The organism is Anaerolineae bacterium, assembly GCA_016931895.1.
Lineage (GTDB): Bacteria > Chloroflexota > Anaerolineae > 4572-78 > J111 > JAFGNV01.
Map to the genome: position 1 here is coordinate 1 of JAFGDY010000084.1, position 15300 is coordinate 15300.

Consider the following 15300-nt stretch of genomic DNA (forward strand, 5'->3'; position numbering starts at 1 on the left):
GCTCCGAGACGGTCTTGAGACCTAATGACAATCGATCTGCCGTGTCCTGTCTTTTTATATTACCACGTTTTTCTCATACTAATGACACTTTTGGGCAAATGTCAACAGAACCTAAAACCGGCAATAGTTACCGGCCACAATCACCAGGTCAAAAATATCCACCAGGCCATCACCGTTGATATCGGCCACGGAATCATTTGAGCCGTAACGTGCAGCCACAAAGGACAAATCAAAAATGTCAATTCGGCCATCCCCGGTTACATCGCCACGAGGGGTAGGCGTGGGTATGACGGTTGGTGTCGGTTTGGGGGTGGGGGTATAGGTCGGGGTGGCCGGAGGCTGGATGCCGGTGCATAACTGCTCGCTCCACACCCCCTCCCGAAAAGCCACCACGTACATGGCCTTGGCTCCGCCGCCGCCATATTGAGGTCCCCCCAGAGTGATTGCGCCCGGATGGCTATTACAGGCATAGATAACAAAATAATCCAGATTATGGTCACTGACAAAGGCTTTGTTTTCAGTTTGCCGGAACAGGTCCATCCACCCAGGCGGCCGGCTTACCCGCCGGTCGAAATAGATGTAGACAAAAGCGGGTTCATTCAACTCAAAGGTAAGGAAGGTTGAGGTAGAATTGTCCTTATCAGCGTTAGCCGTTTTTATACAGGGAAGATCATCATATTTATCCTTGGAAAAATTGGTGAAAGTGTAATCTCGGTCCAGGTAATACTCATCTCCTATTTTGCACCAACTCAAGTAATAATTTTGGCCGGAGGCTACCCGGATATTTGAAACAAGATCGGTTTCTTGCTGGGGATAGAGGCGCAGCGATGAATATTTTCCACCAAGCACATCTGCACCAAGATTGCCCTCATCTACCATAATCTCTTTGGTCCGGCCCTGCCAATAGGGATGTTCATAGAGTTTGACGATGTACCAGCCCCGCAGTTGAACAGACGAGACATTATTATCGCCAAGAGGGGTTTGGCCCAAATCGGCAATGTCGGTAGTAGTATGGTAACAAACGCCCTTAAAATCTGGCTCCGCGTACAGGTAAACGCCGGGGGTATAATCGGGCGGGCAATCTGGACTGGACTGTAGAAGGTGGCGGGCAATTGCTTGCTCAGGAGGTATCGCCGCGGAAATCGGCTCAAGTTTCAAGAAAATGAGCAGCCAGACCATCACCCCAAAGGCAAACCCTGTAATTATGCTTTGTTTGGTAAAGAACTTACCCTTCGTACCCATATCGCTTCTTTTTTCCCAACCTGACCGCCCACTGCCAAGCCACCCAGAACATCAAGGCGTACAAACCCGCGCTCAAAAGATAAATACCACTCAAGCCAAACAAGGGTATCAGGCCGTAAGCCAAGGGCGGGCCAATGGCGCTGGCTAGATCGCCGGTGGTAAACAACATCCCCAATCGCCGGCCATGTTGTTTTGCCTCAGATAGATCGCCCACCAGCGCTGTGGCCAAACCCTGATTGCTACCACTCGTAATGGCCGTTAAGGGGAGGCCGAGCAGTACGGTTAAGGGCAACCCTAAAGCCAGCAGGCCAAAGCCGGCCACACCGGGCGCTAAACCACCAACGGCTACGGGCCAACGATTATGCAGACGGTCTGACAGTCTGCCCATCACCGGGGCAGCGGCCATCGCCATCAAGGTGGTCAAACCCAACCCAACTCCGGTCAGGGTAGCTACGCCAAACAAACGACCGGCAACGTAAATCGAATCGCCAAACTGCTCCAATAAGAATAAACCAAACGTTGACAGCAGAAACCCGGCCACCACCAGCCGACTCATTCCCAGGAGGGCAAAGGCCGAAGCCAACTGGCTCCGATTGACTGGTTTGACAATGTTAGCAGCAGGCGGCGAGACCTTGCTCCAATTAACGGAAACGGCTCGCCTGAAATGACGAGTTTCGGGCAAGAAAATAAGGGCAATCATCGCTCCTAAAAGAGTCAAACTCGCGCCCACCCCCATGGCGGTATGGTAGCCCAGCCAATCAGTCAGCAAGCCGCCGATCATGGTGCCGCTTGATGAGCCAAGGAAAAAGGAAATCTGGTAAAGGCCAACCCAACGACCCCGGTTGTTTTCACCCGCCAGGTCAAGTACAATGACATTGCCCCCCACCCAGATCCCAGACCAGGCCAATCCCCACAGCAGCCGACCCGCCAGTAAGGGCCAAAATCCCTGGGTGAGCGCGTACAAGGCCGTTGAAACCGCACCGATGACCAAAGCTGCTATAAACAAATACCGGCGCGACCAGCGATCATAAGCCATCCCCGCCGGGCCATTGAACAGCAGCCGAATAAAACGATTGGCCGATAGCAAGATACCCACACTGGCCAATGATACCCCGGCTTCGGTTACGTGCGTAGGCAAAACAACATAGAGTGATGCATCACCAATCAGGGATAAGCTCGTGCCTAACCCAACCGGGATGAGCACGCGCCAGGGCGAGATAACAGTTTCTTCTGGCATAAGCCTACGGCAACAACCGGTCGCCCTGGTCATCAAAGCGGATGACGCCGGTGACGCCTGGATAAGCTGGGATGTTTCGCACGGCCTCGGCCAGAATGTGGCGGCCAATAATCAGGTTGCCGGCTTCATCTTCCACCGAGACAACCTCGATGGCTTGAAGCAGGATGTTTGTGGCATCGTATGTGTAGGCCGCGAAAAAACCTGAGCCTATTTCGGCCAGGGATTGGCCATAGGCATCCTGGTAACTTTGGGCAAATTCCTGGTAGATCGGAGTGTCTACAACTTGTGCATTTTTCTCATCTCCATCCCGGTCATCCCGAAAGACCAGCCGGTTGAACACGTCAAAGCCCTGTTCGGTCAAATTTGGATTGGAGCAGGAAGGAGAAATCCAGACCAAATGAGCGTCTTCGTATACAGGCGCTCCTCCCATGCAAGAAGCCGAGCAAGTGTGACCAACCAGGCCCACAATATTGGCCTCAACGACAACGTCTTGGGCCGCTTTTTGCCCCAAATCAGGATCACCACAGCCGCCATCAACGATGAGACCGGCTTTAATGGGAAATCCTTTGATAGCTGACTTTTCCTCAAGGGCCATCAGAAAAGCGTTTTTTTGGACTGCGCCAAGTTCGGATAGTTCGCCCGAAAGCGCCCCCACAAAAGCCAAGTTGATCGTCCCCCCTGGCGGAATGACAATATCCCCCCACGGGTCAGACGGGATAAGGGTTTCCTTTGATTCTTGAACAGGCGGGCGAACCACCGTTTGTTTGCCTGCCCAGCGTGGCCAGTAACTGGGTATCCAGGTCCAGGGATTCAATATTTCCAGCATCTCGCCTTCTATCAATTTTGGCTCGCCGCTGCCGTTAATATTTACCAGTACTATTCTGGGTTGAGCGTCACCGGCAAACCAGATGGCCAGTTGTTGGCCGTCAGGGTTCCAGGTTATCAGGAAAGGTTCAACGGGCCGGTCAAACGAATGAACCACTTTAGGCGCAGGTTGGTTGGGATCGAGTATGAGAATTTCGTAGGGGATTGTTTCATCGTCAGGGCTATTCAAGAAGGCAATCTGCCGGCTATCGGGCGACCAGGCTGGAATTGAAACACAAAATCTATCATCTCCGGGCAACAATTGTTTGGCCCCCGTACCATCTGGCCGGATGACCCACAGGGAGCAATCGCGCGCAAAAGCGATCAATTGATTATCAGGAGACCAATCAGGGAAAACGTCGTTGGTGTTGCCGCTGGTAAGCTGTTTCAGGTTGGAACCATCAGCCTTGATCAGATAAAGTTTGTGATCATAAATATCGGTTGCCGGGTCTGTACCGGCATCAAAAACGATTTGCTCACCATCGGGCGACCAGGCAAACAGAATAATTGTCTCAAAAGTTAGATTTTGCGTTATTGGCGCAACCCGGTTGGTGACAGCGTTACGGAGGCAAAGTTGGGGCGGTTCCGAGTTTTCACAATGTTCAATGATTTTATCCGTAAGCGTGTCCGCAAAATCGGGCGTCGGCTCCAATGGCGTTGCTGATTCCGGCTCTATTTCAGGGACAGGTTTGGCCTGGCCCCACTGAGGATCCACGGCAGCCGTCCACCAATAAGGAAATTCATCAAGCAGTTCCGGTTGCCCCGAACCATCGGCGTTGACCAACCAGGCGCGGCACTTTTCATCAAGGTAGGTTACATGGGTATTATCGGGGCTGAAAGCCACATCGGGCATTAAACATTCATCATTTTCATAAACGATCGTAGCAATAGACGTAAACGTATGACCCTCATCAGAGACAATCCAAACCTCACGCGTTGCCGGAAAAGTTGGCTCTCCACCTCCGCCCACCATCCCCGAAACTACAATTGACCGGCTATCGGGAGACCACTGCGGCTGTTCCACACATGCGCTTTGTTGTCCATCGCTGTTCCAAATGATTTTCGGCTCAGAACCATCGGGATGCATGATGGCCAGGTCGCAGCCGCTATGGAAAGCCAACCACTCGCCATCCGGGCTCCAGGCCGGACCGATGTCGTTATTAATGGGGGGGAGTTTGGCCAGGTCTGTGCCATCGGCATTGACCAGGTAAAGCGCATGATCTTGCGACGGGTTCCCACCGAGTTCAATGGCCGAAAAGGCAATTTTTTTGCCATCAGGACTCCACGAAACCCCGCCTGTAATCTCAAAATCGGTCTCTGGCAAGATTTTCTGGTCGGGCTGTTCGCGGGGAGGGTCATAGATACACAAGCCGGGACCGTGATCGTCCCAAACGCAGGGTTTCACTCGCCGGGTGCCTTCCGGCAATTCGACCACAGTTACAGAGGGCTGTGTTTCTTCCGCCTGGCCGGATGGAATCAAGCCAACTACAACGGCTACTGCTACTGCCAACAAACCTATCACCAGCACCCCGGCCAAACCAAACGCCCAAACCGGAAACCGGCGGCGCGGCCTGGCAGCCTGACCCGGCACGGCGGTTCCGTGCAGTACGGTGGCGTCTTCAATATCCGGGGTGGTGACCGCTGCCGGAATTTCAGAAGCGATGGTCAGGCTGTCTTCGGCCGGTTGAGTTTGCTCAGGGGAAATTTTGGCTACCGCCCGGGCAAAGGCTGCCACCATATCGCCACAGGTGCGAAAGCGCAGGTTGGGGTCTTTGGTCAGGGCTTTGAGCACCACCCGCTCAATCTCTTCGGACAGTTCGGGGCGGACCTGGCGTGGCAGGGGCAGGGGGTCGTTCAGTTGCATGTGGATCAGGGCAATGGGCGTTTCAGCCTGAAAGGGGGGGCGGCCGGTGACCATCTCGTAGAGGATAATGCCTAACGAGTATTGGTCGGAGGCGGGCGTCAATTCGGTGTTGCCCCGGCATTGTTCGGGACTCATGTAAGCCGGAGTGCCCAGGATACCGCCGCCGGTCAGGTCGAGCGTGCTGGCCACCATTTTGGCAATGCCAAAGTCCATCAGAAAGGCATTGCCGGAAGAATCAAGCAGTACGTTGCTGGGCTTCACGTCGCGGTGCAGCACGCCATGGGCATGGGCGTAATCCAGGGCGGCGGCAATTTGACTCAATAGGCGGCTGGCTTCGGTCAGGGACAACGCCCCTTTCTTCATCCGGTCGGTGAGCGAACCGGCTTCCAGGTAACGCATGACCATATAGGCGATGCCGTTGTCTTCGCCATAGGTGAAGAGGGGCAAAATATGAATGTGTTCCAATTTGGCAATGGCTTTGGCCTCGCGTTCAAAACGCTGGCGAAATTTGGGGTCCTGGGAGAAGTGTTCGGGCAGAATTTTAACGGCCACGTAACGGTCCGTATCGGGATCGTAGGCTTTGTAAACGGTAGCCATTCCACCGATGCCAATTTGTTCAATCAGGCGATAATTACCAAGATTCCGACCGATCATTTTAGGCCCTCCTTCCGGGGAATGGCCAGGGTAAAGAGATCGCGTTAGAAAGCTATCCTGAATGTAGCCAAGGGTTAGCGGCTTATAAAAACCATTATAACACGACTCAACAGGTAATAAAAGGGGGAATCAACGGGGATTTTGCCCGATACCGGACACGGTTACTGCGCCACCTGTTCAACTTATTCAAGCAACGAATACTCCACAATTTGATTTAATTTAAAATCGTGCGCCTGGAGATAGTGTTTGACCACTTCTTCCAATGCCCCCAGGGGCATGGTGCCGATGAGTTCGCTACCGGCAACGCTCACCCCATGCCGGGCCGCCTCCAAACGGATTGTCTCCAGAACTCGAGGGATAGGGGTTTGGGTATAATTGGTCAAATTCATGGAAACCTGCACCAGGCCCTGCTCTTTCACTGCCAGGCCCATGGCTTTAACGTAACGATACCCGCCGCTGCTGTGGCGCACGGCCCGGGCAATTCGCCGGGCAATAGACACGTCGGTTGTGCGCAAATTCACGTTAAAGGCAATCAAGGGAAACCGCGCCCCGGTCACCGTGGCCCCACTTTTGGCATTGAACGTGGCCGGCCCTTCATCCGGCAGCCAGGCCGGGTCTTTAAATTTTTCCGGCAACCCCTCATACTGGCCCCGGCGAATATCGGCCAGATTCACACGCTCCGGTTGCGTGGCGGCGTCTTCATAATAATAAACCGGCACGCCTAACTCGCCCAAAAAGCGGCCAAATTGCCGGGCCAGGTTAACGGCTTCCTCTGTTTCCACCTCGCGCAACGGCACAAACGGCACCACGTCCACTGCGCCTAGACGGGGATGAGCGCCCTGCTGCCGGCTCATATCAATCAGGGTTAAGGCTCTGGCCGCCATAGCTTTGGTTGCGGCCAACACCGGTTCCGGCTCGCCCAGGTAAGTGAGTACCGAGCGATTGTGATCCGCATCAGAGGAATAATTTAAAATTTTGACTCCCTCGATGCGCCGCACTTCAGCCACCACTTGCTCAACAACCTCCCGGTTTCTGCCTTCGCTGATATTAGGGATGCACAGCAAAATCTTCATTTTTCCCTCGCCAAATTAGCGTATCGTTTTGTTTTGGCCCAATTCTACCCGCCCGCATCTTAAATGGCAAAAGTGCCGCAGGGCCAAAGGTTGGTTTTTCTATTTTGGGGCGATTGTCAGTAGAGAGATAGTTATGGTACAATGGGCAAATTGTCGCAACCGCGATATATTATCTTAATTTTGACCAGGAGACATTACAGATGACCAGGGACAAAGAAGTAGCTTATTCGATCAGCCCGGCCGGGGAAAAGTTTGCCTTGCCGCAGGCCGATGAGTATGAGCAGGAATTTAATAAAATCAAAGAATTGGCCGAAAAAGCCCGGCAAGCCGGCCAGGAAGTGGTAGTGGTGATGGGCGTCGGTTTTGTGGGGGCGGTTATGGCGGCCATTATTGCCGACGCCAGGGATAAAGAGGGCCGCCCCAGCAAATTTGTGATTGGCTGCCAACGCCCCAGCACGCGCAGTTACTGGAAAATCCCGCTCCTGAACCGGGGGCAATCGCCGGTGAAAGCGGAAGACCCGGAAGTTGACGCGCTGATTAACCGCTGTGTTAATGAGACAAAAACTCTAGTAGCCACGTATAATAGCGACTGCCTGAAGCTGGCCGACTGTGTGGTGGTTGACGTGCAATGCGATTATGTTAAACACGACCTGGGCGACATGCGCACCGGCGAAACAGATATGGTGGCCCTGGAAGCCACCCTCAAAACCATTGGCGAGAAAATTCCGCCGCATTGTTTAACCCTCATCGAAACAACAGTGGCCCCCGGCACCACCGAATTTGTGGCCTGGCCCATCCTGAAGCGAGCCTTTGCCGCGCGCGGCCTTGAGGCTACGCCGGTGCTGGCGCACAGTTTTGAGCGGGTCATGCCGGGCCGGGAGTATGTGGCCAGTATCCGCGACTTTTGGCGCGTCTGCGCCGGCTGCACGCCGGAAGCCCGCCAGCGCGTGGAAAAATTTCTGCGGGAAATCATCAATACAGACAAATATCCGCTGACCATTATGGACCGGCCAATTGAGTCGGAAACCACAAAAATTGTGGAGAATTCATATCGCGCCACTATTTTGGCTTTTCTCAATGAGTGGAGCATCTTTGCCGAACGTAACGGGGTGGACTTGATCAAGGTCATCGAAGCTATTCGCATGCGTCCCACCCACAGCAATATCATTTTCCCCGGCCCCGGCATTGGCGGGTACTGCCTGCCCAAAGACGGCGGCCTGGGTTACTGGGCCTACCGGCACTTGTTGGGTTTTGAAGACGGCGATAGCGTTTTTAGACTCACCCCAATGGCCATTGACATTAACGATACGCGCGGCCTGCACGTGGCCGAGTTGACCCGCGACGCCCTGCGCAACATGGGCCGTTACATTGCCGGCGCCGACGTGCTCTTATGCGGGGCCAGCTATCGCCAGCATGTGGGCGATACCCGCTATAGCGGCAGCGAGTTGGTGGTGCGCAAGCTGGCCGAGATGGGGGCGCAGATACGGGCACACGACCCCTACGTGGCGCACTGGTATGAACTGGAAAAACAAGAGGCTTACCCCGCGCCGGGACATTCGTGGAAACGGTTTTTCCGCAATCAGGAAGACCTCAAAAACGTGGTGGTGCAAAAAGACCTGTCCACCGCTCTCAAGGGCGTGGAAGCGGTTGTTTTTGCCGTGCCGCATCAACATTACCTTGATCTCAAGCCAGATGATGTGGTGGCCTGGACAGGCAAACCTTTGGCCGTGATTGATTGTTTTGGCATCCTGGATGACGACGCCATCCGGCGATATTTTGAGCTGGGGTGTGAGGTGAAGGGGTTGGGCCGCGGCCACATCCAACAGATCAAAGACGCAGTGCGTAAACTAAAAAGGTAGTCCTTTTAGCCCACATAGGGAGTAGTTTATAAAGCACCAAAAGTCAACTTTACTCTTTTGACGAATGACGGCCAATGACGCTTGACGACCAAAATTGATCAAAAACCGACAAATAAATCGGTCGTTCGTCGGGTAAAAAAGGCTCAATAGAATTGGGAAACACCCCCGCCATAGACATTAAAAATCTGCCATGTTATAATTAAACTAAACCGCGCAAACAAAACCAGCCAAAAAGGGAAAAAATATGGCCCTCATTTTAATTATAGACGACTCCTCCTATCAACGCCGGCTCGTGCGCAAATATATGGAAGCGCAAGGACATCAGACCATAGAAGCAGACAACGGACACGTGGGCCTGGAAATGGCTGCCAGCCACCGGCCTGACTGCATTCTGTTGGACCTCATCATGCCCGAAACCAGCGGGTTTGAACTGCTGGAAAAACTTCAGCAACAAGGTTCAAAGATACCCGTTGTAGTTATCACCGCTGATGTGCAAACCAGCACCCATAAACAATGTCTGGCCCTGGGCGCCCGCGCCATTATCAACAAGCCGGTTGACAGCGAACAACTGTATCAGACCATCAACCACATTCTTGGCTCGCCAGAGGAGGGGGAGGCATGAAACTAACACCTGCCCAAATAGATACTCTCAAAGAATTGATCAATATTGGCGTTGGCCGGGCGGCGGGCATGTTAAACGATATGCTGCAATCCCGCGTGCAGTTGCAAGTGCCCTACGTAAAAATATTCTCCCCGCTCACCTTAAAAGAAGAAATGGGCCAACTGGGCAGCCAAAAGCTTTCCACCGTTCGCCTCAGCTTCAAAGGGCCGTTCTCCGGCATTGCTTCCCTGGTCTTCCCGCCGGATAGCGCCGGGAAATTGGTTGACGTTTTAACCGGCGAAGAGCCGGCCACGCCCGATCTCGACTCCATCAGAATAGGCACGCTCACCGAAGTAGGCAACATCATCCTCAACGGCGTCATGGGTTCCATTGGCAATGTTTTAGAACGCCATATCAATTACTCTGTGCCCACCTACCTTGAGGATAATATTGAAAGATTGCTACTGGCCAACGGCCTCGACGCCAACACCACCATTCTCCTGGCCCATACTCGCTTCACCATCCAACAATTACAAATTGAAGGCGACATCATTCTGCTCTTTGAAGTTGGCTCGTTTGACGCGCTGCTGGCCGCCATTGACGCCATCAACGTTAGCTAAGGAAACATCACCTTGAACGAAATCGAGCTTGCCGAGCAACAATTCAATATCCTCGACCAGGTTCCGGTGGGGGTATTTGTGCTCCGCAAAGACTCTCTCGTTCTTTTTTGGAACCACTGCCTTGAAGATTGGACCGGCATTTCTCGCAGCCGGATAGTGGGCGCAAACATTGGCCGGCACTTTCCCCATCTGCAAGAACCCAAGTATGCCGGTCGTTTACAAAACATATTCGAAGGCGGCCCGCCCGCTATTTTTTCGGCCCAACTGCACAAATCCATCATCCCGGCTCATCTGCCAAACGGCCAGGCCCGCATTCAGCACACCACGGTTACGGCTGTCCGCAGTCCCACTAACCAAGACTTTTACGCCCTTTTTGTGGTGCAGGATGTCACCGACCTGACCGGCCGGATTCAGGATTACCGCCTCATGCGCGATCAGGCCCTGGCCGAGATCAAAGAACGCCAACTGGCCGAAAAAGCGCTGCAACACCGAATTGAGTTTGAAGACCTCATCACGACCCTCTCCACCCACTTCATCAACCTGCCCTCAGACCAAATTGACGAAGGCATTAATCATGCCCTGCAAACCATTGGCGAATTTCTTAAGGTTGACCGGAGTTACATCTTGCTGTTTTCTGAAAACGCAACCAGCATGAGCATCAGCCACGAGTGGGACGCTCCTGGCCTTGAACCGCTCAGCCAAACCGTCAAAGAGTGTCCGGTTGATCATTTCCCCTGGTTTGCCCAAAAAATAAAGCAGTTTGATACCGTCCTTGTTTCAGCCATAGCCGACCTTCCCCCTGCCGCCACTGCTGAAAAAGAAATAAGCCGGGCTAAAAATATTGGAGCCTTGGTCAATCTGCCCCTGGTTTATCGCGATGTCCCGGTTGGCTCTTTGGCCTTTGCCTCTATCCAGGCTCAGAAAAAATGGGCCGAAGAAGATATTGCCCTGCTCAAAATTGTGGGCGAAATTTTTGTTAACGCCCTAGAACGCAAACGCGCTGAAGCCCGGTTACAAGCCTACGCCGCCGACCTGGAACGCAGCAACCACGAACTGCAAACCTTTGCCTACATCGCTTCACACGATTTGCAGGAGCCGCTGCGCAAAATTCAGCTCTTCAGCAACCGCCTGCGCACCCGGCACGGCGACTTATTTAACGAGCAAGCGCGAGATTACCTGGAACGGCTGTTACACGCCGCCACCCGCATGCAAACCCTGATCCAAGACTTGCTGACCTATTCCCGGCTGACCACCCATGCCCAACCCTTTACCCTGGTTGATTTAAACAAAATAGCCTCGGAAGTTCTATCAGACCTGGAAGGACGGATTGAAGAAGTAGGGGGCCAGGTAGCTATCGGCATGCTGCCCACCATCGAGGCCGACCCCATGCAAATGGGCCAACTGCTCCAAAACCTGATCAGCAACGGCCTTAAATATCACCGCCCCACCGAACCGCCACTGGTCAAAGTCCGGGCCAATATTGAAGAGGGATTGTGCCGGCTGACGGTTGCCGACAATGGCATTGGTTTTGACGAAACACATTTAGAGCGCATCTTCCGCATTTTCGAGCGTCTGCACGGTCACAGCAAATACGAAGGCACCGGCATCGGCCTGGCCATTTGCCGCAAAATTGTTGACCGTCACGGCGGCGCAATCACCGCCACCAGCGCCCCAGGCCAGGGAGCTACTTTCATCGTCACCTTACCCCTGGCTCAAAGCAAAACATAACCCGGAGTTAAAAATGTCCCCATCCAGCCCCGATAAAAACTTGGTGACTACGCTCGCCAATAAACTCAAAGTTGAACCCAAAGACGCCGAATATAACAAACAAGGCCGGCTCCGCAAACTTGACCTATCTGAATTGGGCCTGAACGAACTTCCCCCGGAGATCGGGCAACTCGCCTACCTGCAAGAATTGATCCTGAGCAAAAATAACTTGACCATGCTTCCGCCGGAGATCGGCCGGCTAAACAATCTGCGCCGGCTGGCCCTGGATAAAAATCAGCTAACCACCCTGCCTCCCGCGCTTGGCCGCCTGACCCGCTTAAAAATTCTCTCCCTGGCCGACAACCCCCTGCCCCAACTGCCTGCCGCGCTGTGGCAATTATCCAAATTGTGCAGCCTGACCCTGGACGACCTGCCGCTGGGCCAAATTCCGCCTGAACTTTTCCAATTGACCGACCTGCACTACCTGCACCTCCGCAACAATCAACTCAGGTACTTACCGCCGGAGATCGGCCGGTTGAACCGGCTCCTGGGCCTCACCCTGGCCGACAACCAACTGGCCGAACTGCCTGCCGCGCTCTGCCAACTGGCCAATTTGGAGTATCTTCACCTGGGCAATAATGAACTGCGCCAACTCCCCACCGATTTTGGCCGGTTACACAATTTGATGCGCCTTTACCTCTACAGCAATCAACTGACCCAACTCCCCCCTGATTTCTGCCAATTGGTCAACCTGCACATCCTGGAAAGCTCCAACAACCAACTGACCCAACTCCCTCCCAATTTTGGTCAATTGACCAAGCTCCAACTTCTTTCCTTTCACAACAACCGGCTGACCGAACTTCCCCCCGATTTCTGCCAATTGACCGGCCTGAAAATCCTGGACCTGGCCTATAACCAACTCACCCACCTGCCGCCCAACTTGCCCCAATTAAAAAATCTGCACACCCTTTCCCTGGCCCACAATCAACTTTCAGAACTTCCCTCCGATTTTTGCGGCCTGCCCAACCTACAAATCCTCAGCGTCTCTAACAACCAACTGCAAGAACTGCCGCCAGATTTTGCCCGCCTTACTACCCTGCAAATCCTGCACCTGGCCGACAACCAACTCAACCGCCTGCCGCCAGATTTCCATCAGTTCAAGCGGCTCCAGCTTCTTTCTTTGGAACACAACCCCAACCTCCGCACCCCTCCCCCCGAAATTGCCGCCCAGGGCACGGGCGAAGTTTTAGACTATCTGCGCGACCTCCGGCACGGCAGCGTTACCCGTTACGAGGCCAAACTGCTGCTGGTTGGCGAAGGCCGGGCCGGTAAAACTTCGCTCCTGCGGGCATTGCAAGGCCAGCCCTTCGACAGCAACCTCAACAGCACACACGGCATTGATGTCCGCCCCTACGCCCTCCCTCACCCGCATCACCCTCACCAAACCCTTACCCTCAACACCTGGGATTTTGGCGGGCAGCATATCTACCAAACCACCCACCAATTTTTTCTCACCAAACGTTCCTTATACCTGATGGTCTGGAACGCCGGGGTTGGCGTGGAGCAGGCCGGCCTGGATAAGTGGCTCAAAAACATTCAAGTGGTGGCCCCAGACTCGCCGGTGCTGTTGGTGGCCACCCACATTGACCAACGCCAACCTGATCTCAATTACCAGGCCCTCAAAGCCAGGTATCCCCAACTGGCCGGGCATTACGCCGTTAGCAATAAAACCGGCCAGGGTGTTGACACGCTCAAAACTGCTCTAGCCCAAACCGCGGCCCAACTCTCCCTAATGGAACAGCAGTGGCCCCAATCATGGGCGGCGGTTGAACAGGCGCTGCTCAACCGCCCCGAACACCACATTGACCTGGACAAATACATGGCCTGCTGCCGGCAGCCGGGCCTCAAGGCCGATATTGCCCGCGCCACCCTCAGCAGTTACCTGCACGATCTGGGTAAAATTCTCCACTTTCAAGACGACGATTTATTGAGCAACCTGATTGTGCTCAAGCCCAACTGGATCACCAAAGCCATCAGCCGCGTGCTCACCGACGAGCCAACCCGGCAGGCGTTGGGCATCCTCTCTCACGCCGACCTGTCCCGGCTGTGGGCGCAAGACGACAGCGGCGTTGCTTACGAACGCCACCTCTATCCCATCTTTTTACGCCTGATGGAACGATTTGACCTGAGCTACCAGCTTGAAAGCGACGTTCCCGGCAAACCACGCACCCACAGCCTGATCCCTCTTTTGCTGCCTTACCAACCACCGGCCAACCTGCCGCCCTGGCCCGAAAAGCCGCTGGCCGGACAAACCCAGGTGGAAATGATTTACCGGCTGGATTTTGCGCCGCCGGGCATCATGAGCTGGTTTCTGGTGCGCACTCATCGCTACACCAGCGGCCAGCACTGGCGCGAGGGCGTGGTGCTGGCCTATAAGGGCCACCAGGCGCGGGTCGAACTGAATCCGGTGGCCCGCGAACTCCGGCTGGTGGCCTGGGGACCGCAGCCCCAAAACTTTTTCACCATTCTCCGGGAAACCCTGGACCTGATCCTGGCCCGTTTTGAGGGCCTCAAAATTGAGCGCGAAGTGCCATGCATCTGTCACTGGCAGCAGGATACAGCCGAACCCTGCCCGCGTTTTTATCGTTACGCAGATTTGGTGCGGCGGATGGAGGCGGAAAAATACACGGTGGAATGTCCCGACAGTTTTGCGGATGTGTCGGTGCCCACCCTGCTCTACGGCATCCACGCCAGCACCGAGCCGCAAGTAGTGGCCGACATTCGAGACATGAAAAAGGGCCTGCAAGAGCTTTTGGATGGGCAAGAGACCATTTTGGAAAGGTTACAGCAGCAATCGGAGTTGATTGTGCGTAACTTCACCCGCCAGTGGAATCTGGAAATGAAAAAATTTGAGGCGGAGTGTCCCAATACCTTCATCCTGATGCCCGGGGCCGATGGCCGCTTTGACCCCAAAAACTGGGTGAGCCAGGAATACCTGCTTTACCTGGTTTGCCAACACCCCTCTGCGCCCCACCTGGTGGGCCAGGGTTATCCCCTCCGCCAGGCCGAGCAGTGGTGGCTTACCCTTAGCCCCTGGCTGGGACACCTGCTCAAGTTTCTGCACTACGGCCTGCCGGTGGGCGACTTTTTTGGGCTGAAAGATATGCTTGGTTGGAGCGAGGAAGCCCTCAAAAAAATGGATCAGGGCATTAAAATGTTGGAGTTGATCAACAGCGCCCTCCCCCAATTAAGCGCCATTGATTCCCTGGAGCGCGTTACGCCCGAACCTCGCCTGGGCGTGGAAATTGAAACCGTTGGCCCGGCCCTGCGCGCCCTGTACCACTTTCTCAAAGAGGCCGATCCGGCCCAGAAGTGGGGTGGCCTGCACAAAACCGTCACCCCGGACGGCAACATCCTTTGGCTTTGTCAGGAACACCGCCAGCCTTATTTAGTGGAACCGCTGGTTTTGGAAAGATAAAAAAATCCCCCCGGCTGGGGGCAGCAGCCGGGGGTTAATGAAATGAAAGGAGGAGGAAATAAATTATAATTATCATAGCACAAAGTTTTACTGTTGTATGT

Annotated in this window: 9 protein-coding genes; 5 read left to right on the top strand and 4 right to left on the bottom strand. The window is 54.2% G+C overall.

The annotated features are described in order from the left end of the window. Nucleotides 1-111 precede the first annotated feature (111 nt). The 4 genes from JW953_06670 to ftcD all read right to left on the bottom strand — a co-directional run bounded on the left by JW953_06670 (nt 112) and on the right by ftcD (nt 6934). Nucleotides 112-1242: a hypothetical protein gene (locus tag JW953_06670; GenBank protein MBN1992370.1), complete on the bottom strand. Its 1131-nt coding sequence runs from the start codon at nt 1240-1242 to the stop codon at nt 112-114. Next, complete coding sequence (locus JW953_06675) at nt 1226-2479, bottom strand: MFS transporter (GenBank protein MBN1992371.1); 1254 nt, start codon at nt 2477-2479, stop codon at nt 1226-1228. Before JW953_06675 ends, JW953_06670 begins: the two co-directional genes overlap by 17 nt. 4 nt (nt 2480-2483) lie before the next feature. Further along, nucleotides 2484-5861: a protein kinase gene (locus tag JW953_06680; GenBank protein ID MBN1992372.1), complete on the bottom strand. Its 3378-nt coding sequence runs from the start codon at nt 5859-5861 to the stop codon at nt 2484-2486. A gap of 182 nt (nt 5862-6043) precedes the next feature. Then, nucleotides 6044-6934 (bottom strand): glutamate formimidoyltransferase, encoded by an 891-nt coding sequence (gene ftcD / locus JW953_06685; GenBank protein ID MBN1992373.1) that lies wholly within the window; start codon nt 6932-6934, stop codon nt 6044-6046. Between the two features lie 200 nt (nt 6935-7134). Here ftcD and JW953_06690 point away from each other — a divergent pair, with 200 nt between their 5' ends. The 5 genes from JW953_06690 to JW953_06710 all read left to right on the top strand — a co-directional run bounded on the left by JW953_06690 (nt 7135) and on the right by JW953_06710 (nt 15199). Continuing rightward, a complete protein-coding gene (locus tag JW953_06690) occupies nt 7135-8793 on the top strand; it encodes a GDP-mannose dehydrogenase (protein MBN1992374.1) in 1659 nt (552 codons plus the stop codon). Between the two features lie 244 nt (nt 8794-9037). After that, complete coding sequence (locus tag JW953_06695) at nt 9038-9415, top strand: response regulator (GenBank protein MBN1992375.1); 378 nt, start codon at nt 9038-9040, stop codon at nt 9413-9415. Next, nucleotides 9412-10014, top strand: a complete 603-nt coding sequence (locus JW953_06700; protein MBN1992376.1) for a chemotaxis protein CheC — start codon at nt 9412-9414, stop codon at nt 10012-10014. Before JW953_06695 ends, JW953_06700 begins: the two co-directional genes overlap by 4 nt. A 12-nt stretch (nt 10015-10026) precedes the next feature. Continuing rightward, a complete protein-coding gene (locus tag JW953_06705; protein ID MBN1992377.1) occupies nt 10027-11742 on the top strand; it encodes a PAS domain S-box protein in 1716 nt (571 codons plus the stop codon). Nucleotides 11743-11755: 13 nt separating this feature from the next. Then, entirely contained in the window at nt 11756-15199 is a 3444-nt protein-coding gene (locus JW953_06710; protein MBN1992378.1) for a leucine-rich repeat domain-containing protein, read from the top strand. The last annotated feature ends 101 nt before the right edge of the window (nt 15200-15300 follow it).